Origin of the sequence: Neobacillus bataviensis LMG 21833, from assembly GCF_000307875.1 — a bacterium.
Lineage (GTDB): Bacteria > Bacillota > Bacilli > Bacillales > Cytobacillaceae > Neobacillus > Neobacillus bataviensis.
Genome location: NZ_AJLS01000138.1, coordinates 16,739 through 40,377, shown reverse-complemented (window position 1 = coordinate 40,377; position 23,639 = coordinate 16,739). Strand labels below are relative to the sequence as shown.

Annotated in this window: 23 protein-coding genes, 1 tRNA gene and 1 riboswitch; of the genes, 22 read left to right on the top strand and 2 right to left on the bottom strand. The window is 40.5% G+C overall.

Translation table 11 applies throughout. The features are described from left to right. Positions 1 to 134: 134 nt before the first annotated feature. From BABA_RS21450 to BABA_RS21415, 8 genes are all read left to right on the top strand, one after another. Positions 135 to 1,841 carry a long-chain-fatty-acid--CoA ligase gene (locus BABA_RS21450; RefSeq protein ID WP_007087348.1) on the top strand — a complete coding sequence of 569 codons (1,707 nt, stop codon included), beginning with the start codon at positions 135 to 137 and terminating at the stop codon, positions 1,839 to 1,841. Positions 1,842 to 2,060: 219 nt separating this feature from the next. Then, positions 2,061 to 2,657, top strand: coding sequence for a TetR/AcrR family transcriptional regulator (locus BABA_RS21445; RefSeq protein WP_007087347.1), 597 nt, complete (start codon positions 2,061 to 2,063; stop codon positions 2,655 to 2,657). 11 nt (positions 2,658 to 2,668) lie between these two features. Then, positions 2,669 to 3,442, top strand: a complete 774-nt coding sequence (locus BABA_RS21440; protein ID WP_007087346.1) for an enoyl-CoA hydratase — start codon at positions 2,669 to 2,671, stop codon at positions 3,440 to 3,442. 115 nt (positions 3,443 to 3,557) lie between these two features. Further along, complete coding sequence (locus tag BABA_RS21435; protein WP_007087345.1) at positions 3,558 to 4,331, top strand: electron transfer flavoprotein subunit beta/FixA family protein; 774 nt, start codon at positions 3,558 to 3,560, stop codon at positions 4,329 to 4,331. A gap of 42 nt (positions 4,332 to 4,373) precedes the next feature. After that, positions 4,374 to 5,351 carry an electron transfer flavoprotein subunit alpha/FixB family protein gene (locus BABA_RS21430; protein WP_007087344.1) on the top strand — a complete coding sequence of 326 codons (978 nt, stop codon included), beginning with the start codon at positions 4,374 to 4,376 and terminating at the stop codon, positions 5,349 to 5,351. Between the two features lie 162 nt (positions 5,352 to 5,513). After that, positions 5,514 to 5,828, top strand: a complete 315-nt coding sequence (gene trxA / locus BABA_RS21425; protein WP_007087343.1) for a thioredoxin — start codon at positions 5,514 to 5,516, stop codon at positions 5,826 to 5,828. Between the two features lie 150 nt (positions 5,829 to 5,978). Beyond that, positions 5,979 to 7,754, top strand: a complete 1,776-nt coding sequence (gene uvrC, locus BABA_RS21420; RefSeq protein ID WP_007087342.1) for an excinuclease ABC subunit UvrC — start codon at positions 5,979 to 5,981, stop codon at positions 7,752 to 7,754. A gap of 70 nt (positions 7,755 to 7,824) precedes the next feature. Beyond that, positions 7,825 to 8,002, top strand: a riboswitch (Lysine riboswitch). 117 nt (positions 8,003 to 8,119) lie between these two features. Further along, positions 8,120 to 9,334, top strand: a complete 1,215-nt coding sequence (locus tag BABA_RS21415; RefSeq protein WP_007087341.1) for an aspartate kinase — start codon at positions 8,120 to 8,122, stop codon at positions 9,332 to 9,334. 203 nt (positions 9,335 to 9,537) lie between these two features. Here the strand turns inward: BABA_RS21415 and BABA_RS21410 are convergent, their stop codons facing one another. Further along, positions 9,538 to 9,993, bottom strand: coding sequence for a YslB family protein (locus tag BABA_RS21410; RefSeq protein WP_007087340.1), 456 nt, complete (start codon positions 9,991 to 9,993; stop codon positions 9,538 to 9,540). A 428-nt stretch (positions 9,994 to 10,421) separates the two neighbouring features. Between BABA_RS21410 and BABA_RS21405 the strand changes: the two genes are divergently transcribed. The 6 genes from BABA_RS21405 to BABA_RS21380 all read left to right on the top strand — a co-directional run bounded on the left by BABA_RS21405 (position 10,422) and on the right by BABA_RS21380 (position 16,954). After that, a complete protein-coding gene (locus tag BABA_RS21405; protein ID WP_007087339.1) occupies positions 10,422 to 11,030 on the top strand; it encodes a succinate dehydrogenase cytochrome b558 subunit in 609 nt (202 codons plus the stop codon). 53 nt (positions 11,031 to 11,083) lie between these two features. Then, positions 11,084 to 12,835 carry a succinate dehydrogenase flavoprotein subunit gene (sdhA, locus tag BABA_RS21400; RefSeq protein WP_007087338.1) on the top strand — a complete coding sequence of 584 codons (1,752 nt, stop codon included), beginning with the start codon at positions 11,084 to 11,086 and terminating at the stop codon, positions 12,833 to 12,835. Between the two features lie 21 nt (positions 12,836 to 12,856). Beyond that, positions 12,857 to 13,618 (top strand): succinate dehydrogenase iron-sulfur subunit, encoded by a 762-nt coding sequence (gene sdhB / locus BABA_RS21395; RefSeq protein WP_007087337.1) that lies wholly within the window; start codon positions 12,857 to 12,859, stop codon positions 13,616 to 13,618. Positions 13,619 to 13,798: 180 nt separating this feature from the next. Continuing rightward, the gene (locus BABA_RS21390; protein WP_007087336.1) at positions 13,799 to 14,380 is read left to right on the top strand and encodes a class D sortase; all 582 of its coding nucleotides are present in this window, start codon (positions 13,799 to 13,801) and stop codon (positions 14,378 to 14,380) included. 174 nt (positions 14,381 to 14,554) lie between these two features. Further along, positions 14,555 to 14,779, top strand: coding sequence for a spore germination transcription factor GerE (gerE, locus tag BABA_RS21385; protein WP_007087335.1), 225 nt, complete (start codon positions 14,555 to 14,557; stop codon positions 14,777 to 14,779). 318 nt (positions 14,780 to 15,097) lie between these two features. Then, positions 15,098 to 16,954, top strand: coding sequence for a PAS domain-containing sensor histidine kinase (locus BABA_RS21380; RefSeq protein ID WP_007087334.1), 1,857 nt, complete (start codon positions 15,098 to 15,100; stop codon positions 16,952 to 16,954). A gap of 68 nt (positions 16,955 to 17,022) precedes the next feature. On the opposite strand, the gene BABA_RS21375 is transcribed toward BABA_RS21380, so the two are convergent. Next, positions 17,023 to 17,322, bottom strand: a complete 300-nt coding sequence (locus BABA_RS21375; RefSeq protein WP_007087333.1) for a HesB/YadR/YfhF family protein — start codon at positions 17,320 to 17,322, stop codon at positions 17,023 to 17,025. Positions 17,323 to 17,583: 261 nt separating this feature from the next. On the opposite strand from BABA_RS21375, the gene BABA_RS21370 reads away from it, so the two are divergent. The 8 genes from BABA_RS21370 to BABA_RS21335 all read left to right on the top strand — a co-directional run bounded on the left by BABA_RS21370 (position 17,584) and on the right by BABA_RS21335 (position 23,530). After that, on the top strand, positions 17,584 to 18,033 hold the full coding sequence (locus BABA_RS21370; protein WP_007087332.1) for a MarR family winged helix-turn-helix transcriptional regulator: 450 nt from the start codon (positions 17,584 to 17,586) through the stop codon (positions 18,031 to 18,033). Between the two features lie 14 nt (positions 18,034 to 18,047). Next, on the top strand, positions 18,048 to 18,842 hold the full coding sequence (gene racE, locus BABA_RS21365) for a glutamate racemase (protein WP_007087331.1): 795 nt from the start codon (positions 18,048 to 18,050) through the stop codon (positions 18,840 to 18,842). A 134-nt stretch (positions 18,843 to 18,976) separates the two neighbouring features. After that, positions 18,977 to 20,032, top strand: a complete 1,056-nt coding sequence (locus BABA_RS21360; RefSeq protein WP_007087330.1) for a GerMN domain-containing protein — start codon at positions 18,977 to 18,979, stop codon at positions 20,030 to 20,032. 98 nt (positions 20,033 to 20,130) lie between these two features. Continuing rightward, positions 20,131 to 20,886: a ribonuclease PH gene (gene rph / locus BABA_RS21355; RefSeq protein ID WP_007087329.1), complete on the top strand. Its 756-nt coding sequence runs from the start codon at positions 20,131 to 20,133 to the stop codon at positions 20,884 to 20,886. A 206-nt stretch (positions 20,887 to 21,092) separates the two neighbouring features. Continuing rightward, on the top strand, positions 21,093 to 21,704 hold the full coding sequence (locus tag BABA_RS21350; RefSeq protein WP_007087328.1) for an XTP/dITP diphosphatase: 612 nt from the start codon (positions 21,093 to 21,095) through the stop codon (positions 21,702 to 21,704). Further along, the gene (locus tag BABA_RS21345) at positions 21,701 to 22,213 is read left to right on the top strand and encodes a metallophosphoesterase family protein (protein ID WP_007087327.1); all 513 of its coding nucleotides are present in this window, start codon (positions 21,701 to 21,703) and stop codon (positions 22,211 to 22,213) included. Before BABA_RS21350 ends, BABA_RS21345 begins: the two co-directional genes overlap by 4 nt. A gap of 111 nt (positions 22,214 to 22,324) precedes the next feature. After that, positions 22,325 to 22,401: transfer RNA gene (locus BABA_RS21340), tRNA-Arg, on the top strand. Between the two features lie 103 nt (positions 22,402 to 22,504). Continuing rightward, positions 22,505 to 23,530, top strand: a complete 1,026-nt coding sequence (locus tag BABA_RS21335; protein WP_007087326.1) for a tetratricopeptide repeat protein — start codon at positions 22,505 to 22,507, stop codon at positions 23,528 to 23,530. The last annotated feature ends 109 nt before the right edge of the window (positions 23,531 to 23,639 follow it).

Genomic DNA, 23,639 nt, shown 5'->3' with positions numbered 1-23,639 from the left:
TGCATTCAGCGGTGCATTTTTTTACATTAATTTGCTACCGCTTTTCTTCATTGTCTATTGTGAAATACTGTACTATAATAAAAGTGAGTTTTGAATTTTTATAATTATATAGACAAAAAAGATGGAGGTTATGTATGTTGGAGTCTAAACCATGGTTGGAGCTTTATCCGAAAGAAATTCCTGCCACACTTGAATACTCCTCAGAACCAGTACAAGAATACTTAGCAGATGCAGCAAGAAAGTTTCCTGAGAAAATTGCGATCCATTTTATGGGCAAAGATATGACCTACAAACATCTTTATGAAGATGTATTGCGTTTTGCCAGTTACCTGCAGGGTAATATGGGAATTAAAAAAGACGATCGAATCGCGATTATGCTGCCCAACACACCGCAAGCAGTTATTAGCTATTTTGGTATTTTAATGGCGGGCGGAATTGTCGTCCAAACCAACCCATTATATACCGAACGTGAACTTGAGTATCAAATGAAGGACTCCGGAGCCAAAGCCATTATCACCCTAGACATCCTCTACCCAAGAGTCTCAAAAGTAATGCCGCAAACGGATTTACAACATATTATTGTAACCGCTATCAAAGACCACTTGCCATTTCCAAAGAATCTCGTCTATCCTTACATCCAGAAAAAGCAATATGGAATTGTCGTTAATGTAAAACACGAGGGATCGTCCCATTTACTGACGGAAATTTTAAAGGAAAGTCCAAAAAAGCTAACTAAATACAAATTCAATCCAGATGAAGATATTGCCCTATTGCAATATACTGGCGGTACAACAGGCTCGCCAAAAGGTGTTATGTTAACCCATAAAAACTTACTTTCAAACACTTTGATGAGTGAGGCGTGGTTATACAAAGCGAAGCCAGGGGAAGAATCGATGCTGGGAATCGTCCCTTTTTTCCATGTCTATGGGATGACCGTCTGCATGATCTTATCCATTAAAATGGCATGCAAAATGATTTTACTACCGAAATTTGATGCACTAACTACATTAAAAACGATTCATAAACAGCGTCCAACCCTATTTCCTGGTGCACCCACAATTTATATTGGTTTATTAAACCATCCTGATTTAAAAAAGTATGATTTATCTTCGATTGAGGCATGCATCAGCGGCTCAGCAGCGCTACCGCTTGAAGTGCAGGAGAAATTTGAGGAAGTGACCGGAGGAAAACTCGTCGAAGGCTACGGTTTATCGGAAGCATCGCCCGTCACCCATTCCAATTTTTTATGGGACGTGGAACGTGTAAAGGGAAGTATCGGTGTTCCATACCCTGATACGGATGTAAAAATTGTGTCCATTGAAACAGGTGAAGAAATGCCTGTAGGAGAAATTGGTGAAATTATCATAAAAGGCCCGCAAATTATGAAAGGCTATTGGAATCGTCCTGAGGAAACGAAGGAAGTCCTGCATGATGGATGGCTTTATACAGGTGACTTGGGCTATATGAATGAGCAAGGATATTTTTATGTCGTCGACCGTAAAAAAGATATGATCATTGCTGGGGGCTACAATATTTACCCTCGTGAGATTGAAGAGGTTTTATATGAACATCCGGATGTGCTCGAGGCAGTTGCGGCAGGTATTCCGGATCCTTATCGCGGCGAAACCGTCAAAGCGTATATTGTTTTAAAAGAAGGTTCAACAGTCACAGGAGATGAAATGAACCAGTATGCCAGGAAATATCTAGCTGCATATAAGGCGCCACGACTATATGAATTTAGAGATGAATTACCGAAAACTGCAGTTGGAAAAATTTTACGAAGAATGCTTGTTGAAGAGGAAAAGCGAAAAATAGAGGAAGAAGATCAAAAACACGCCTAATTAAGGAAATTTTTTTTGAATATATAGGCTTGTCTGCTATAGTATAGTAGGTTGCTGAAGTTTCTGGCATAAATTCTTGACAGAAGTGAAGATAAATTCTATTATAAAAATATGAATGATTATTCATTCATATTTTTCATTTTAACATAATTGAACTTTGGGAATTGTCCAGCTACAGCGCCAAGGCGCTTCCGCTTTTCTGTCAAAGGGGGGATAGATGTGAAAAAAAATAAGCCGAAATACATGCAAATTATTGATGCTGCGGTCATTGCCATCGCTGAAAATGGCTACCACCAAGCCCAAGTTTCGAAAATTGCGAAGCAGGCAGGAGTAGCAGATGGCACGATTTATCTTTATTTTAAAAATAAAGAAGACATCCTCATCTCACTCTTTGAAGAAAAAATGGGAAACTTCATTGAAAAAATAGATCAAATGATAGCAGGAAAAGGGACGGCGGCGTCGAAGTTATTAAAGATGATTGAAGCCCATTTCAGTTTGCTTTATGAGGATCATCACCTTGCCATTGTGACCCAACTGGAATTGCGCCAATCCAACAAGGATTTGCGGCACCGCATTAATAATGTTTTAAAAGGGTATTTGCAGGTGATTGATAAAATTATAATAGAAGGCATAGAAACGGGAGAGTTTTCACCTGATCTCGATGTTCGACTAGCAAGGCAAATGATTTTTGGGACCATTGATGAAGCCGCTACCTCATGGGTGATGAACGAGGAAAAGTATAATTTGCTTAAATTGGCTTCACCGGTTCATCATCTTTTAATTAATGGCTGCGGATTCAGAGGTGTAGTAGAATAGGGGGAGAAATCTTGGAATATTTAAAATGGTCGTATCAAGATAGTATTGCCACGATCACCATTCAGCGTCCTCCGGCAAATGCCCTTTCATCAGGACTCTTAAGGGAATTGTCGGTGGTACTGGATGAAATTGAACCAAACCGTGAGATTCGTGTCATTGTCATCCATGGTGAAGGACGCTTTTTCTCTGCTGGTGCGGATATTAAAGAATTTACCACGGTTACATCTTCAGAAGGGTTTGAAAGCCTTGGTAAATTTGGTCAAGATTTATTTGACCGCATGGAAAAGTTTCCAAAACCGATTATCGCCGCAATCCATGGCGCGGCCCTTGGCGGCGGACTGGAACTTGCCATGGCTTGTCATATCCGTTATGTCAGCGAAACTGCTAAACTTGGCCTTCCGGAGCTGCAGCTTGGTTTAATCCCTGGGTTTGCCGGCACACAGCGCTTACCAAAATATATTGGGGTTGCCCGTGCGGCAGAAATGCTGTTCACATCTGAGCCTATCACAGGTTTAGAGGCAGTGGAATACGGGTTGGCTAATCGTGCTTTTCCTGAAACCGAGGTATTAGAACAGGCTTATAAGTTAGCTGGAAAAATTGCGAAGAAAAGCCCTGTCTCCATTGGCGCTGCTATTCAATTATTAAACTATGCAAAAACAGAAGAGTTTTACGAGGGGACAAAAAAAGAGGCGGAATTGTTTGGAAAAGTATTTATTTCTAACGATGCCAAAGAAGGAATTCAAGCCTTCCTTGAAAAAAGAGAACCAAACTTTAATGGTGAGTAACTTCCTTAAACAGGACTCCTGTTTAAGAAGTTTTTATAAAATTTTTTCTAAAAAATTTTCTTAATCTTTCAAACTGAGCGAATGCTCGAAATTTAAGTAGGAGGGGACCTTTAGCATGAACATTTATGTATTAATGAAAAGAACCTTTGATACGGAAGAAAAGATTTCAATTTCTGGAGGAAAAATCAATGAGGATGGTGCCGAATTTATCATCAATCCTTATGATGAATATGCGATTGAAGAAGCCATTCAAGTCCGCGATGCAAATGGCGGCGAAGTAACTGTTATTTCTGTTGGCAATGAAGAAACAGAAAAGCAATTGCGTACCGCTCTAGCAATGGGTGCAGATAAAGCAGTTCTAATCAATACTGAAGATGATGTGGAGAATGGCGATCAATTTACAACCGCCAAAATCCTTGGTGAATACTTAAAAGATAAAGATGCAGATTTGATTATCGGTGGAAACGTTGCAATCGATGGTGGTTCAGGACAAGTTGGCCCGCGTGTTGCCGAGCTGCTTAACATTCCTTACGTAACCACAATTACCAAGCTTGAAATTGACGGAACAAATGTAACCGTTACCCGTGATGTTGAAGGTGATGCTGAAGTCATCGGGACAAGCCTGCCGCTTTTAGTTACAGCACAACAAGGTCTTAATGAGCCGCGCTACCCTTCATTACCAGGAATTATGAAAGCGAAGAAGAAGCCGCTTGAAGAATTAGAATTAGATGACCTTGACCTTGAAGAAGATGATGTGGAAGCAAAAACAAAAACCATTGAAATTTATCTGCCAGCTAAAAAAGAAGCAGGAAAAGTTTTATCCGGCGATTTAAATGATCAGGTTAAAGAACTTGTTCACCTACTTCATACTGAAGCAAAAGTAATTTAATCGAATTCACATAAAAATTGTTTTTTCAGGAGGTAAACTTACATGTCAAGAAAAGTATTGGTATTAGGAGAAGTTCGTGACGGATCATTACGTAATGTTTCTTTCGAAGCAATTGCTGCAGCAAAAACAGTTGCAGAGGGCGGAGAAGTTGTTGGTGTATTAGTTGGCGAAACTGTAAGCGCTTTAGGTGCTGAGCTAGTCCAAAACGGAGCAGACCGCGTTGTCGTTGTTGAAGATGAGAAATTAAAACAATATACATCTGATGGATATGCCCAAGCATTACTTGCTGTCATTGACCAAGAAAAACCGGAAGGACTTATTTTAGGTCATACAGCACTTGGTAAGGACTTAGCACCAAGAATTGCCGGGAAACTATCATCAGGTCTCATTTCCGACGCAACTGCTGTTGAAGCAGCTGGCGGAAATATCGTCTTTACAAGACCAATTTATTCAGGTAAAGCATTTGAAAAGAAAATTGTAACCAGCGGATTAATTTTTGCAACGGTTCGTCCAAATAACATTGCCCCATTAGAAAAGGATGGAAGCAGAACTGGCGAAGTTTCCTCCCTTTCTGTAGACATCAAAGACCTTCGTGCGATCATTAAAGAAGTGGTAAGAAAAGCAAGTGAAGGTGTTGACTTAAGTGAAGCAAAAGTGGTTATTTCTGGAGGCCGCGGCGTAAAGAGTGCTGATGGATTTGAACCATTGAAGGAATTGGCTAAAACTTTAGGCGGTGCAGTAGGTGCTTCACGTGGTGCTTGTGATGCCGACTATTGTGATTACTCTTTACAAATTGGACAAACTGGTAAAGTGGTCACACCAGATCTTTATATTGCCTGTGGAATTTCCGGTGCCATTCAGCATTTAGCCGGTATGTCCAACTCTAAGGTGATTGTTGCGATCAACAAAGACCCTGAAGCAAACATCTTTAAAGTAGCAGATTACGGTATCGTTGGCGACCTTTTTGAAGTGGTGCCATTATTAACAGAAGAGTTTAAAAAGCTTAAGGTTCATTCATAATAAACGTGGGGCGAGCAGGAAGTTCTGCTCGCTTCTATATTTTTTAGGCATACTTTGCCTAAAATAAGGGAAGATAACAAGTAGAGCAATTTATTAGCGTGTTATTCCAATCGATGTTATACTCTGGGTAGTATTTCAGTATTTATTAGGGGGTAAATAAAAATGGCTATTTCACATGTAACAGACCAAACTTTTACAGCTGAAACAGGTTCAGGGCTTGTCCTTGTAGATTTCTGGGCACCGTGGTGCGGACCTTGTAAAATGATTGCTCCAGTTCTTGAAGAACTTGACGCAGACATGGGCGATAAAGTAAAAATCACAAAGCTTGATGTGGATGACAATCCACAAACAGCAGCTAACTTCGGAGTTATGAGCATTCCAACATTGTTGGTCATGAAAAATGGAGAAGTTGTTGACAAAGTAGTCGGCTTCCAACCTAAAGAAGCATTAGCAAGTGTATTAGAAAAGCACGTTTAAGTTTTCGAATATGCAAAATTTAACCTTAGCTGGGCTTGTACCGGTTAAGGTTTTTTATTTTTTAAGAAAAACATCCCACTTCCCTTTATGAGCCATTTGCATTACTATTTTATAAGATAGAAAAAAAGAGACGGATGGGAGTGGCCGGAAATGAATGAAATCATCAATCAAAAACTGACACTGCTGCCTGATCAGCCTGGCTGCTACTTAATGAAAGACCGTCAGGGAACAATTATTTATGTGGGGAAAGCAAAAGTATTAAAGAATCGCGTCCGTTCGTATTTCACCGGGTCACACGATGGGAAGACCCTAAGGCTCGTTAATGAAATAGAGGACTTTGAATATATTGTTACTTCTTCAAATATAGAGGCACTTTTACTCGAATTAAACCTTATCAAGAAATACGATCCCAAATACAATATCATGCTGAAGGATGACAAAAGCTATCCTTTTATTAAATTGACCGCTGAAAGACATCCGAAGCTTATTATTACAAGAAAAGTAAAAAAAGATAAAGGTAAATACTTTGGGCCGTACCCAAATGTAACAGCTGCCAACGAAACCAAAAAGCTTCTTGATCGGATTTATCCGTTACGCAAATGTTCTACCCTTCCGGATCGAGTCTGCCTATATTACCATTTAGGGCAATGCCTGGCACCATGCGTTAATGAGGTAAGTGAGGAACAATATAAACAAATAACCGATGAAATAGCGCGCTTTTTAAACGGCGGCTATAAAGAAATAAAAAAAGAGTTAACGGAAAGAATGACCGCAGCGGCCGAGGAGTTAGATTTTGAACGAGCAAAGGAATACCGTGATAAAATCGTTCATATTGAAACGATTATGGAAAAGCAAAAAATCACGATGACCGATTTTACCGACCGTGATGTCTTTGGCTATGCGGTAGACAAAGGCTGGATGTGTGTTCAGGTCTTCTTTGTCCGCCAAGGAAAACTCATTGAGCGGGATGTTTCCATGTTCCCAATCTACAATGAACCCGAGGAAGAAATCTTAACGTTCCTTGGGCAATTTTACACAAAAGCCAATCACTTCAAGCCGAAGGAGATTTTGATTCAGGATGAAGTGGATCTAACAATGGCGGAGCAGCTGCTTGAAGATGTGAAGGTACTGCAGCCGCAGCGCGGACAAAAAAAGGATCTCGTCAAAATGGCGATTAAAAATGCTAAAATTGCTCTAAATGAAAAATTCTCCCTGATTGAAAAAGATGAAGAACGAACCATAAAAGCAGTAGAAAACCTTGGAGAATTACTAGGGATTTACACCCCGCACCGGATTGAGTCATTTGATAACTCCAACATCCAAGGGACGGATCCCGTATCGGCAATGGTCGTTTTTATTGATGGTAAGGCAACCAAACGGGAATACCGTAAATATAAAATTAAATCTGTTAAAGGTCCCGATGATTACGAATCAATGCGCGAAGTCACGAGAAGAAGATATACCAGGGCCTTGAAGGATGAGTTGCCGCTCCCAGATTTGATCATCATTGATGGTGGAAAAGGGCATGTGGAGACAGTAAGAGATGTGCTTGAAAATGAATTAGGGCTGGATATCCCGCTTGCTGGGCTGGTAAAGGATGACAAACACCGAACATCGCAGCTTCTTTACGGTAATCCATTGGAAATCGTCCCCCTTCCACGAAACAGCCAAGAATTTTATTTATTGCAAAGGATTCAAGATGAGGTTCACCGCTTTGCGATTACCTTTCACCGTCAAATCCGCGGGAAGTCGGCCTTTCAATCGGTACTTGACGATATTCCGGGAATTGGTCAAAAGCGGAAAAAGCAATTGTTAAAGGAATTCGGCTCTGTTAAGAAAATGAAGGAAGCAACGTTAGAGGAGTTTCGAGCCCTTGGAATTCCAGTGAATGTCGCAGAAGAATTAATTAATAAACTTCGGTCATAAGGATTGTCAGAAAAAATAGAACATGCTATAATGAGTGAAAATTTAATTTACTATCACTTTTACGTATTAAAGTGAAGGTAGAGGTGCGAGCTTCAATAGTAATGGTTCTGAGAAGGATGAGCTTCGAGGAAGAATCATGAAAGGGGATGCTCGCCGAAGTGAAGGAAGTCTCATTTCTTTCTTTGCTGGTTCTGTATTGAATAAATGCAGGATTGTCAAGACCTTAGTCTTGGAGAGCTATCTTACATTGTGTGTACGGAAATTTATATTTTCGTGTTCTTAAAGCAATGAGATGCCCTTCTCATTGCTTTTTTGCGTTTAAGGGGAAAATTAAGAGTATTACTTAAAAGAAGGGGAAGAAAATCATGGGGCTTATTGTACAAAAATTCGGGGGAACCTCCGTTGGCAGTCCGGAAAGAATTTTAAATGTGGCAGCATGTGTGAAAGAGGAGACGGAACGAGGCAATAATGTCGTTGTCGTCGTTTCGGCTATGGGGAAATCAACAGATCACCTTGTTAGTTTGGCAAAGGAAATTTCCGCGCAGCCTAATAAGCGGGAAATGGATATGTTGTTATCCACGGGAGAACAGGTGACTATTTCCTTACTGTCGATGGCCTTAAATCAACAAGGACTTAATGCTGTTTCCTTCACAGGCTGGCAGGCAGGAATCGTTACAGAACCTGTTCATGGAAACGCCAGAATCTCGAACATTAATACGGAGGCAATCCAGACGCAGATAGCAGCTGGTAAGGTGGTTATTGTTGCCGGGTTCCAGGGAATCACAGAGGACGGTGAAATTACCACGCTTGGCCGCGGCGGTTCTGATACGACGGCAGTAGCGTTAGCAGCTGCGCTTAAAGCGGATAAGTGTGATATTTATACCGATGTAACCGGGGTGTTCACCACGGATCCAAGGTATGTAAAAGCGGCACGCAAATTATTATCTATTTCGTATGATGAAATGCTGGAACTCGCTAATTTAGGTGCAGGTGTCTTGCATCCAAGAGCCGTAGAGTTTGCAAAGAACTATCAAGTTCGGCTTGAGGTACGTTCAAGTATGGAGAAAACAGAAGGAACAATCATTGAGGGGGAAGCAACAATGGAACAAAATTTAGTAGTGCGCGGAGTTGCCTTTGAAGATGAGATCACTAGGGTCACGGTTTTAGGTCTTACTAATTCACTAACAAGCCTATCAACGATTTTTACAACATTAGCGGAGAATCATCTCAATGTTGATATTATCATTCAAAGTACAACAGAGGGTGGAACGGCGAATCTGTCTTTCTCGATACATACAAATGATTTGTTAGAAACACTAAAGGTACTAGAAGACAATAAAGAAGTGCTGGGCTATGATCAGCTCGATGCGGAAAATAAATTAGCAAAGGTATCAATTGTTGGTTCCGGCATGGTCTCCAATCCAGGGGTGGCAGCAAAAATGTTTGAAATATTAGCCGCAAACAACATCCAAATTAAAATGGTCAGCACCTCTGAAATTAAAGTTTCCGCCGTCGTCGAAGAAAAACATATGCTTGGAGCAGTAGAGGCACTACACGCAGCATTTGAACTAGGCGAATAGTTAGAAAAGCGGAAGCGCCTTGCCCAGGGGCGACAGGCATAAGACGAGCAGGCGAGAAGGTTGCACTTTACCTTCTTGACTGATTGGCTTATGACCCCGAGCCCCTAGGCGCTGCAGCTGGACAGTAAAAAGGGTGTCAGGCACCCTTACGGTGCCTGACACCCTTCATAAGATAAAAATAGTGGAAATGAATGATACGAACTTTATTTGATGGGGTCTTTTGTGTCCCATTTGATGGTGAAGTGAACTTTGTTTGCTTTTTTGACTGGGTGCTCGAAGGCTTCGGCGATGGCTTCTTTTTGAAGCTCAATCTGCTGGGCAAGAAAGCCGGCTTCAAGCTGGAAAAAGTACTCTGCCTTTGATTTCACTCGTGACACAATGAGAGGACTTGTTAGTTCAATTTCGATTTCATCTCTCGTTTCTTTTGTTAGATCAAGCTGACCCCATGAGGCATTAGCGAAAAACTCAATGACTTGATCAAAATCATCTAAAGGAAATTTCCGTGCCAAGCGTTTACCTGCCCAGTAGAGGATTTCCGGGGTATCTTTTCCTAAAATCTCAGGCAAAAGGATTTCTCTGATTAACTCGTAACCGAATATTGAAATGGTTCGCGCTTCAGGTGCATTAACATTTACATCGACGACTGTACTATCTTTCACATATTTCCCCTCTTTCTATCATTCTATTATATACAATTTTGATTAAGTTTTAGAACTGATTTCTAGAAAACAGATTCTGAAGGGGAATTATTTTTTTGATATAGCAAATCTATATTTATCATCATAATTATCATGTCCTTTCGGACGGAAAAATCCACAGTTAGATGTTGGAAATTAAAGTAAATGTTTGAAAAAAATAAATTTAATAGTGCCTATTATTTCAGTTTAATATAATATCAATATATTTAAAAAATTTTCGCTTTTAGTAAAGATTGTGTATCCGTTTTCTTGACGCTCTATGTTGTTGGGAGTAAAATGGACATGTCACATTATTGTCACAGTGATGCTAGGTTATGAATTCTTTTAAGGGGTTTTAAAAAGGGAAGAAGCTTAACATCATTTTTTAAAAATTAAAGGGGGGTAAAAAAATGGCGGGTAATCGAGAGTTTGTTAGTCGCAGATTACATTCGCTCCTAGGCGTTATTCCAATCGGATTATTCCTGGTGCAGCACCTTGTAGTCAACCATTTTGTCACAGGAGGGCCGGAGTCTTTCAATAAGGCCGCAGGTTTTATGGGAAATCTGCCTTTCCGGATTGTTCTGGAAACGGTAGTAATTTATTTACCAATACTTTTTCATGCAATCTATGGACTTTATATTGCTTTTACCGCTAATAGCAATGTCAACAGGTTTGGTACATACAGAAACTGGATGTACATATTACAGCGTATATCAGGTGTTATTACATTGATTTTTATCGCGTGGCACGTATGGCAAACACGTATAGCAGCAGCGTTTGGTGCCGAGGTTTCCTATGATATGATGCATGATATTCTATCATCACCATTTATGTTCGTTTTCTATTTAGTGGGGGTTCTATCAACTATTTTCCACTTTGCAAATGGTTTATGGTCATTCTTAGTTAGCTGGGGGATCACTGTGTCACCTCGTTCACAAGTCATTTCTACATACGTGACAATTGGTGTTTTTGTGGTTCTAGCAATTGTTGCCGTTCAAACACTAGTTGCATTTGTTTAGTATAATTAAGGGTCGGAAAAATATGTATTTTTGGATTGAGGAGTGAGTCACGAATGAGTAAAGGTAAAGTGATCGTAGTCGGCGGCGGCTTAGCTGGCTTAATGGCTACCATCAAAGTTGCAGAAACAGGAACACCGGTAGAGCTATTTTCTCTTGTTCCGGTAAAACGTTCTCACTCTGTTTGTGCCCAAGGCGGTATTAATGGAGCTGTAAATACAAAAGGTGAAGGGGATTCCCCGTGGATTCACTTTGACGATACCGTTTATGGTGGAGACTTCTTAGCGAATCAGCCTCCAGTTAAGGCGATGTGCGACGCTGCACCATTTATTATCAATTTATTTGACCGGATGGGAGTTATGTTTAACCGTACTCCTGAAGGATTACTAGACTTCCGTCGCTTTGGCGGAACGCAGCATCACCGTACAGCATTTGCTGGTGCTACAACTGGTCAGCAATTGCTTTATGCATTGGACGAGCAGGTACGCCGATTTGAGGTAGATGGTTTGGTTACAAAGTATGAGGGCTGGGAATTTCTTGGTGCCGTTGTTGATGATGATGGCGTTTGCCGCGGAGTTGTAGTTCAAAACCTTAAAACGATGGAAATTAAGTCGTTCGCTGCTGATGCTGTCATCATGGCAACAGGCGGTCCTGGGATTATTTTCGGTAAGTCAACCAACTCTGTTATTAATACAGGCTCTGCTGCATCAATCGTTTATCAGCAAGGGGCTACTTACGCGAATGGTGAGATGATCCAAATTCATCCTACTGCTATCCCTGGTGATGATAAGCTGCGCTTAATGAGTGAATCAGCACGTGGTGAAGGCGGCCGGATTTGGACGTATAAAGATGGAAAGCCATGGTACTTCTTAGAAGAAAAATATCCTGCTTACGGAAACCTTGTACCGCGTGATATTGCGACACGTGAGATTTTTGATGTGTGCGTTCGTCAAAAACTTGGAATTAATGGAGAAAACATGGTATTCCTTGATTTATCACACAAGGATCCGCATGAATTGGATGTAAAACTTGGTGGTATTATCGAAATTTATGAAAAATTCATGGGTGATAATCCACGTAAAGTTCCGATGAAAATATTCCCAGCGGTTCACTATTCTATGGGCGGACTATGGGTTGATTATGACCAAATGACAACTATTCCAGGTCTCTTTGCCGCTGGTGAGTGTGATTATTCCCAGCATGGTGCAAACCGACTTGGGGCAAACTCATTGCTTTCTGCTGTTTACGGCGGAATGGTCGCAGGACCAAACGCAGTTAACTATGTTGATGGTCTTGAGAAGACTTCTGAGGCAGTATCATCTTCTGTGTTTGACCGTCATGTGAAAGAACAGGAAGAAAAATGGAACGGAATTATGTCTCTAAGTGGTACAGAAAATGCTTATGTTCTTCACAAAGAGCTTGGGGAATGGATGACAGATAACGTAACGGTTGTCCGCTACAACGATCAGCTGTTAAAAACAGATGAAAAGATTCAGGAACTTTTGGAACGTTACCAAAACATTAACATTAATGATACGTCTAAATGGAGCAACCAAGGGGCAGCATTCACACGTCAATTACAAAATATGCTGCAATTAGCCCGCGTTATTACTATTGGTGCATACAATAGGAATGAAAGCCGCGGTGCCCATTATAAGCCTGATTTCCCTAAACGGAACGATGAGGAATTCTTAAAAACAACAATGGCTAAATTTGTTGATGCGAAGACTGCCCCTGAATTCCATTATGCGGATGTCGATACATCGTTACTAAAACCGCGTGAGCGCGATTATACTAAAAAACATTAATGGAGAGGGGAGTAGGAAAGAATGTCTGAAAAGAAAACAGTAAAATTTAAAATCATGCGTCAAGATAACACAGATTCTGCCCCTTTTGAGGAGGAATTTGAAGTTGATTATCGTCCGAATATGAATGTTATTTCGGCGTTAATGGAAATTCGGAAAAATCCTGTTAATGGAAAAGGGCAATCCACTACCCCAATTGCTTGGGATATGAACTGTCTTGAAGAGGTTTGCGGTGCATGTTCAATGGTGATTAACGGCAAACCGCGTCAAGCCTGTTCGGCACTCGTTGATCAATTAGAACAGCCAATCCGTTTAGAACCAATGCGTACGTTCCCGGTTGTTCGTGACCTTCAAGTAGATCGCAGCAGAATGTTTGATTCCTTGAAAAAGGTTAAGGCTTGGATTCCAATTGATGGAACCTATGATTTAGGGCCTGGGCCGCGTATGCCTGAGAATAAACGTCAATGGGCATATGAGCTTTCTAAATGTATGACATGCGGTGTCTGTCTAGAAGCATGTCCAAACGTAAACAGCAAAACCAACTTTATGGGACCGGCTGTCTTTAACCAAGTTCGTTTATTTAATGCCCACCCAACAGGTGCAATGAATAAAGCAGAGCGTTTAAATGCTTTCATGGACGATGGCGGCATGCAGGGCTGTGGTAACTCGCAAAACTGCGTACAAGCATGTCCGAAAGGGATTCCAATTACAACATCCATCGCTGCCATTAACCGTGATGCTACCATGCAGGCATTCAGAAACTTCTTCGGAAGCGACCGCGATTAATCGAAAAGCGGAAGCGCCTAGTCGCTGCAGCTAGACATGGAAAAGCGAACCTTAAAAGCCTTCTTTTCTACTAAGAAAAGAAGGTTTTTTCTGTTTTTATAATGATTTACAATAGTCCTATAAATATCCCTTTGGTATACTTAAACATAATGTCGTTTCCGAAAGGTTAGGTTTTTAAAAGTGAAATCGAAGCTTCCGCTATTGATTATTTTTGTAGGGCTCATTTTATTAGGTGTAGGACTCTGGCAATTTGCAGATATGAAATTTCAAACAAAAGCATCTGTTAAACAAGCAAAGGAAATGATCGCCGAACAGCAGGCAGAACCGCCAACAAAGAAAGCTGAAAACAGTCCGCCTCCAAGTATGGGGGACACGGTAGGCCTTCTAACCATTCCGAAGATTAAGTCTGAACTGGCGATCGTTGAAGGAACCAATCCGGATGATCTTGAAAAGGGTGTTGGGCATTACAAAGGCTCCTATTTTCCGGGCGATCAGGGACAGATTGTTTTATCGGGTCATCGAGACACGGTGTTTCGTAAATTAGGTGAGCTAAATATCGGTGATTCATTAAAAATGCAAATGCCGTATGGGAACTTCACTTACGAAATTACGAAAACAAAAATTGTGAAGTCTGATGATACAAGCATCATAACATTACAAAATCAGCAAGAAGAATTAATTGTCACCACTTGCTATCCGTTCCGCTATGTCGGAAATGCCCCAAAACGGTATATTATTTATGCAAAACTTAAATCTTCATAAAATTTTTGCTTCGCTTTACCAAAAGATCAGAAAAAAATTGCATTTTTTTTATAAAATCGTTCTCCTTCAAGGAAATATAGTCACTTCATTTATATTGTTCACATAAGATATGGTGACTAAATATATACCCACCCCACGATTCATTACTGGCGAAGGCAAGGAGGGTTACAATACTTGAAGGAGAATGATTATAATCACAAGCCGCTACTCACCAAACGGGAAAGAGAAGTATTCGAGCTACTAGTACAAGATAAAACAACGAAAGAAATCGCTGGTGAATTATTTATAAGCGAAAAAACAGTTAGGAATCACATTTCAAATGCTATGCAAAAGCTTGGTGTAAAGGGGCGTTCACAAGCAGTTGTAGAGCTCCTTCGTATGGGAGAACTAGAACTTTAATGATGGCCGGCATCCTTTTTTGGAGGCCGGTTCATCTTTTTTGGTAAAAGGTAAATGGAGTAAATTTTCCATAAAATCCAAACCATATTAAAAACAAAATTCGATAAGTTACTTAAGTTTATGGAAAATAGTAGAAATCCCTTGAAAGTTTTATAAGTAATATTTAAAATAAACTATAAGATAAAGAATCTTATTTTTTAGCGGAAACAACACATTGATGCGGTAGTGAGCTAGACACAAGCCAAGATGGGAGTCTTACTCATCTTGGCTTTTTATTTTTTCACTAATATCGTTGGGGGAAGGAACTGATAGAGAGAGATGAACGGTCCTGTGGAAGCAATAAAAAGTGAGAAGAGAATGCTTTTAATCAATTATTTAAATGAAAATAAGAGCAGGTATGAAACATTGTTCACGTTTAACCAAGACGGCATCTTTACAATGGACATTGAAGGACATCTTGTACAAGGGAATCCGGCATTCGAAAAAATTTCAGGATATGCTGAGGAGGAAGCAACACAATTAAAGCTTCAATTTCTTTTTCCGATTGATCAGGTCAATAAGGTATTCCATCATTTTCATCAAGCCGTATTAGGCCAGTTCCAAAACTTTGATTGTAAAATGGCAAACAAAATTGGGGGGCTTGTTGACCTAAATATTACGAATATCCCCATTTGTGTAAATGACCAAATTGTAGGGGTTTGTGCTGTTGCAAGGGATATTACCGAATTGAAAAGAAAGAAAGAAGAAGTAAGAAAAATAGAAGAAATGCAGCGTGTATTAACGGACAACCTATTGGATCTCATTATTAGTACGAATTTGCAGGGAGAAATTATCTATGTCTCCCCCTCTTGTGAATATATTCTTGGCTATTCTTCCGATGAAGTCATCAAACAAAATTTCCTATCCTTTGTCCATCCCGATGATGCCGAAAGGACTTTTATCATTCGAAAAGAGGCTCTCAGTCATCATGAAGATAGAAGGGACTGCTACCGTATTCGCAAAAAGAATGGGACTTTTATTTGGATGGAGTCTCTATGTAAACCAATTATTGCCTCCGATACCCTTCATGTTTTAGAAGTGGTCAGTGTGTTTAGAGATATTTCAGAACGAACGAGAGTAGAAGAAGAAGCGAAAAAACGGGAAGAGACCTATCGCGATATTGTTGAGTATTCCCCTGATGCTGTCATAATCGCTAGAGAAAATGAGATTCTTTTTATTAATGAAACAGGTACAAGAGTATTTGGAGCAGCAACGAAACAGGATCTATTAACTAAAGAACTTTCAGAACTTATCCATCTGGATTATCACGAGATTGCCAAAAAAAGAATTAGGCTAGTAACGAATGGTGAGGCAACAGAATTTTATGAATACAAACTCATCCGTTTGGATGGGACAACTTTTTTCGCTGAAGTGAAAGGGATTCCTACTATTTTTCAAAACAAACCAGCAAGGCATATTATTATTAGGGATATTACAGAACGGAAAAAGACACAAGAACTTTTACTAAACTCAGAAAAATTAAGTGTGGCTGGCCAGTTGGCAGCAGGGATTGCTCATGAGGTTCGGAATCCCCTAACGGCAATTAAAGGGTTTCTTCAGTTAATGGAGGCACAGGCAGAAAGTGATAAACCGTACTTTGAGATAATCCAGTCAGAGATGGATCGAATTGAACTTATTTTAAGCGAGCTATTGGTGCTTGCCAAACCACAGGAGTTAAAGATTGAAACAGTTGATTTAGTTTCGCTTATTGATAGTGTCAAAACGTTACTTGATACCCAGGCGAATATGAATGGGGTTCATATTGAAAGGCTCTATAATGCTAAAAATTTCACGATTAAATGTGATAAAAATCAATTAAAACAAGTATTTATCAATATTTTAAAAAATGCCATTGAAGCAATGCCAAAAGGCGGCATCGTCACAATCGAGCTGAAAAAACACAGTTTTAATAAGGTGAAACTCCTCATTAAAGACACTGGCAACGGTATGCCGGTACATATCCTAAGACGACTGGGGGAGCCTTTTTTCACTACCAAGGAGGAAGGTACTGGACTCGGAATCATGATCTCTAAACAAATCGTCGAAAACCATGATGGCACCATCCATTTTTGGAGTGATCAAAAGGGGACGATGATTGAAGTGATTTTGCCAACTGCACAGTATGTAGAGGTATAGTGGTTTCACTTTTTAGTAGCTATTAAAAAAGCATCGGTTTACAGTGCACTACCGATGCTTTTTAACATTTACTCTGATTTTGTATAACTATACTCCACTTCATCCTTTTGTTGATTGTAATCAACATGCAAATCATGTCCATTAAAGAACCATAGATCTGTGCCTTCTATAAAAAAGGTAATTCCTTCTACTTCGGTTTTAACTGACATATCAATCGGTTCGTTATCGACTGTAAACCCAAGGGCAAAACTTTCTTGGATCGGGCTGCTGCCGTAAATTTGCGTATAGAATCTTACTTTATCCCCTTTTGTTAACTCCACTTCCTCCTGAAACCACTTTAATGCCGCATCGCTGATGTTGATGACCATGTTTTTCTCACCTTTGTTGTGTATTAACACTGATTTTTGTTTGTTCATTCATTCTATAATATCTCCAAAGAATGCGAAACTAATTTGATTCTTGTCTTTCGAAGATTGAATTTTGGGAAGCGAAATTTCTTCCTCCGGCCAGCAGGGATTTTTTTCGGCTTGAAATTTTAGCGAAAAAAGGTGAAAATAAGGAAAAGCTTACTATCATTTACTTAGTATTGTTGGTCTTGAGGAGAAGCTAAAATTAGGAGTGTTAAATAAATGGAACTCGAAAATCCGCAAAAAGTTACTGGGGATATTTTTGCCAATATTGAAAAGGATTTACGCTACATTTCCGGAATCATCAAGCAAAAAGGAAGAGAATTGTTAAGTAATTATAAGATTACGCCTCCCCAATTCGTGGCCTTGCAATGGCTGTTCGAAGATGGTGATATGACAATCGGCGAGCTTTCGAATAAAATGTATTTGGCCTGCAGCACGACCACCGATCTTGTCGACCGGATGGAGAAAAATCTCCTTGTTGAGCGGGTGAAAGATTCGAGTGATCGTCGAGTAGTGCGAATTCATTTGCTCGAAGAAGGTAAAAGAATCATAGATGAAGTGATAAAAAAACGTCAGGTATACTTGGAGGAAGTGTTAAAAAATTTCTCTATGGGAGAAGTTGAACTTCTTCAAACCAGCTTGATGAAACTGCATCAGGAAATGCGTTAAAAGAGGCGAGTAGTTTGAAACAACCAATAGGCGTTATAGATTCTGGTGTCGGTGGATTAACCGTAGCCAAAGAGATTATTAGGCAGCTTCCGAATGAAAGAATCATTTATTTGGGAGATACGGCCCGCTGCCCATATGGTCCAAGATCAAAAAATGAAGTGAAGAAATTTACTTGGGAATTGACCGATTTTTTATTGAAAAAAAATATCAAAATGCTTGTTATCGCCTGTAATACGGCAACTGCGGCCGCCCTTGATGAAATTCGTAAGGAATTGTCCATCCCTGTTCTAGGAGTTATTAATCCAGGGGCACGTGCCGCCATCAAGCGGACGAAGAATTATCGGGTTGGTATTATCGGCACTTTAGGTACAGTAAAAAGTGGTGCGTACGAAAAAGCCTTGAAATCGCTAAACAGCCGGCTTTTTGTCACAAGTCATGCTTGTCCCAAGTTTGTCCCTCTAGTGGAGAGCGGTGAATATAATGGACCGATTGCTGAGAGGATTGTGGACGAAGCATTGACACCAATATTGGATCAAAATTTAGATACATTAATTTTGGGCTGCACCCATTACCCATTGCTTGAACCGCTTGTAAAAAAGGTAATGGGTGAAAACGTACATGTCATTAGTTCAGGTGATGAAACAGCCCGTGAAATTAGCGCGATTCTTCAATACAGCGGGCAACTAGACGAATCAGAGGTTGAGCCGGAGCATGAATTTTACACGACAGGCTCAAAGTCTCTCTTTTCAAAAATTGCCTCGCAGTGGCTGGGCATCCCAGTGGACAATGTTAAAAAAATAAAACTATGAAGTGAGGCTCCTATCGATTTGATAGGGCTTTTTTTTATCTCTTAAAAATTTGTTCTTTTTTCTCTCCAAAGCGGTCTAATTTTAGAAAAGGCTCGTATACATGATAGTACAAACTGTCTTAGGGGGGAATTAATGTGTCTAAAAATAAAGCAAAAATCCTGGGTGTAACCATGCTTGGTTCAGCCGTGCTGCTTTCCGGATGTGGATTGTTTGGCGGTGAAACGCAAAAGAAAATTGATCCGCCAAAAAGTGTGACTGTTACAAATAAACCGGTAAGTAAAGAAACGACGGCAAAAGAAAAAAGCAAGGTGGAAAACGTAATAAAGACGGAACTTTACTTAATTGATAAAGATGGCTATGTCGTGCCGCAAACATTAAACCTGCCGAAAACAACTTCAGTTGCCAAACAAGCACTTGAATATTTAGTCGCCAATGGTCAAGGGACAGACATGATTCCTAATGGCTTTAGAGCTGTCCTTCCTGAGGATACGACCCTTTCTGTTGACATAAAAAAAGAAACAGGCGTTGCGACGGTTAATTTTTCAAAAGAATTTAAGGATTACAAGCCGGAAGATGAGGCAAAAATTCTTCAATCGGTCACCTGGACGTTGACGCAATTTGATAATGTAAAAACTGTCAAGCTGCAAATGAACGGCCATGAACTGACGGAAATGCCTGTTAATGGCACCCCGATTAGCCAAAATCTATCAAGAGCAACAGGGATTAATATTGATACAAATGATGTCGTCGATATTGCCAATACGAAGCCGGTCACTGTCTATTATATTGGCGGTGAGGAGGACTCATACTACTATGTTCCGGTCACTCGCCGGATCAGCAATACCGAGAAGGATCAATATGCTGCGGTCGTAAATGAACTGATTAAAGGGCCTAGCGCAAAATCAACGCTAGTATCCGAGTTTGTCAATGACGCAAAACTGCTTGAGGCACCAAAATATAAAGATGGAGTCGTTACTTTGAACTTCAATAAGAATATTTATGACAGTTTCGATAAAAAGGAAGTTTCACAATCCTTGCTAGATACCATTGTGCTTTCCTTAACCGAACAGCAGGGAGTGGAAAAGGTGGCTGTACAGGTTGACGGCAAAGCAGAAATTAAAAATGATAAAGGGAAAAAACTATCTGAGCCGGTCACACGCCCAGAAAAAGTAAATACAGGTAGTTTTTAAAAAAAGATTTTTTGTTATACTATATAATGACAATGAAAGAGGTTGGCCCTTTAGTGCCGCCTCTTCTTTATTTGAAAATCTTTATAGGGGGAAGTTGAATGCGCGTTGATGGAAGAGAGCCATTACAGCTAAGACCGATACATATTGAAACCAATTATTTAATGCATCCAGAAGGCTCTGTCCTAATATCTGTAGGGAATACAAAGGTCATTTGTACCGCAAGCATTGAAGATCGCGTTCCTCACTTTATGAGAGGCGAAGGCAAAGGCTGGATCACGGCCGAATACTCGATGCTTCCAAGGGCAACAGAATCAAGAAACATACGCGAATCCTCGAAGGGAAAGGTGTCCGGCCGCACGATGGAGATTCAGCGGTTAATTGGCCGTGCCCTTCGCGCGATTGTCGATCTTGGGGCGATTGGAGAGCGAACCGTTTGGATTGATTGTGATGTCATACAGGCAGATGGTGGTACACGGACGGCGTCAATCACTGGTGCATTTGTTGCCATGACACTTGCCTTGAATGCTTTAGCTGAAAAAAGGTCATTTTCAAAGTTTCCAATTACCGATTATTTAGCGGCGACAAGCGTCGGAATCTTGGCAAATGGCGGTGTTGTACTCGACTTAAACTATGCGGAGGACTCCAAGGCACACGTCGATATGAACATCGTGATGACCGGAAGCGGCGAATTTGTTGAACTACAAGGGACGGGTGAGGAATCGACATTTTCCTACGATCAGCTGCAAGGCCTGCTGCAGGCAGCACAGGAGGGGCTCATGGAGCTCTTTGAACAGCAAAAAGCAGCATTGGGTGAGGACATTACTCGAAAAATCGAGGGCAGACGGAAGAAATAGGACTGGTAATGGTGTCGGATTTGGGTTAACTGTCGGATAGAGTGGTTTTACTGTCGGATAACCGCAGCTAACTGTCGGATAACCGCAGCTAACTGTCGGATAACCGCAGCTAACTGTCGGATGAGTATTTGTTACTGTCGCATAAATCGAGTTTACTGTCGTTAGGCCCAATGAAAAGAAGAAGTCTAAAATAAGAGGCGATTACAATGAAAGAAGTCATTATTGCAACCAAAAACCCCGGGAAGGCTCGGGAATTTGAACATATTTTTGCAAATAGAGGCATCCATGTACAGACGCTGCTAGATTACCCAGAAATTCCAGATGTCGAAGAAACTGGGACAACCTTTGAAGAAAATGCCATATTAAAAGCAGAAGCGGTATCCAAGAAACTCCATAAAATGGTCATTGGCGATGATTCTGGCTTAATGGTAGACGCCCTTGATGGCAGGCCGGGAATCTATTCCGCGCGCTATGCCGGAGAGCCAAAAAATGATCAAAACAATACTGATAAGGTGTTATCAGAATTACAAGGCGTACCAGAAAGCGAGAGATCTGCGAGATTTTACTGTGCATTAGCCGTCAGCATACCTGGTCAAGAAACAGTAACGGTTTCTGGCACCTGCGAAGGTCAAATTTTAGAAGAAAGCCGCGGCTCAAATGGCTTTGGTTATGATCCGATTTTTTATGTACCAGAGAAAGGAAAATCGATGGCCGAGCTATCCGCAGATGAAAAGAATAACATCAGTCACCGTGCTAATGCCTTAAAGCAGCTTGATGTGATCCTTGATGAAATTCTAGAAAGTGCAGCCCAGTCATGAGTAAGGTGTTAGTTGTCAGTGATAGCCATGGATTAACGAAAGAACTTGAGGTCATAAGAGAAAGACATCTAAAAGAAGTTGATTTAATGATTCATTGCGGTGATTCAGAGTTGATACTGGACGAAAAGGCCATCTCCGGTTACTTAACCGTCATGGGCAATTGCGATTTTAACGGTGGTTATCCAATGGAAACTACTTCTGAAGTTGCCGGGAAAAAATTCTTTATAACCCATGGTCATCGCTACTCGGTTAAATCTACTTTAATGAATTTAAAATACAAGGCACAGGAAGTAAATGCCGATATCGTCTGCTTCGGTCACTCTCACATTTTAGGAGCGGAAGTGATTGATGGGATCTTATTTTTAAACCCCGGCAGCATCCGCCTCCCTCGTGAGCGTTTAGAAAAAACATATGTCATACTTGATTTACTAGAAGATAAAATCAAGATGTCAGTGTTTGAGATAAATGGGCGGGAAATAACAGACCTAGCACGGGAATTTGCATTATAAAAATGTTGGGGGATTTTCTTCCCCCATACATTATTAAAAAAAGAAGAAAAAACCTGTTGACTTTATTGTTTTAGGATAATATAATAAATCTTGTCTTTGATACACAAATACGTCCCAGTAGCTCAGCCGGATAGAGCATACGCCTTCTAAGCGTACGGTCGGGAGTTCGAATCTCTCCTGGGACGCCATTAAACTACATACCATAAATTCAACTCACCAGTCCAGGTGAGTTTTTTTTGTGCCCTATTTATGCTACACTATTTTCTAATGACGAACTGAAGGACGGAAAAAATGAAAAAGCGCGAACAAGTGAAACGAAAAGACAATGTGGTCTATTTTCCCGGACTTGAAAAAAGACTAACGGATAAAGGCTTGGAGAGCCTTGAAAAGAAGAAATTTAATGAAGCCATTCCCCTATTGGAAGAAGCACTGGAACTAGACCCAAATAATGAAAATATCTTAATCGGGCTTGTCCTCGCTTATTTTGAAGCGGGTTCTTTTAAAAAAGCAAAGGTACTTGCCAGGGAAATGCTCTTAAAAGGAATCGGCGACTATTTTCAAATGGTCGACCTTTATTTAACCGTGCTAATTCAACTTCACGAATACCAGGAAATTGTCTCGACAATCGAGGTCTTATTAGAGGAAAAAGAGATTCCGCCCGAGAAATATGATCATTTTTTAACCATCCTGCAGTTTAGCAGAAGGATGGCGGAGAATCGCCAACCCCTGCCTGCTGAAGAAGAAGAAATCACACCTGAGGTTCAAAACCTGAATCTCCTTTCAAAAAAGAACCTAAATGAGCAAATGCAGGTGGTTGCAGTTTTGGCGGAGAAAAATATCCGCCCCTATCTTGAAGAAATTGCCGACTATTTAATGGCCGAAGCAGGTCATCCATTTTTAAAAACCATGCTAGTAACTCTATTAAAAGAACAAGAAATAAATAAGGAACTGGTAGTAAAGAAATTTTTCCGAGAAAAAACAATCAATCCAATGCAGCTGCCAGAGGTGAGATTACAGCCGCGAATGCTAGAGGTAAAAGAATTCCTTGAGGATCGATTGGAAAGTGAAAATCCAGGTCTCTATGAAAATACGGTCGGAATGGTAGAGCGGACGTTTTTTATTAGTTATCCGTTTGAACTTGAGCCGGAACGTCCCGCGGCATGGGCTGCCGCCTTTCATCTGCTTGCCCAGGAATACCTCGGAATCAGCGCGGAAATAAGCAAAATCGCATCTGAATATGATGCTGATTTACAAGAAATAGAACAGGCACGGGCACAAATCGAGGAAATTGAGAAAATTTCCACCCCTTATATTTAGGTCTCGCTGTTGAAAGAAAGCAAACCTATGATATAATGTAGGGGTTGCATTGTGTAAAAAACTATCTTTTACATTTAAAAAATGGAAAAATGGCTTGTTGGACAAGGCA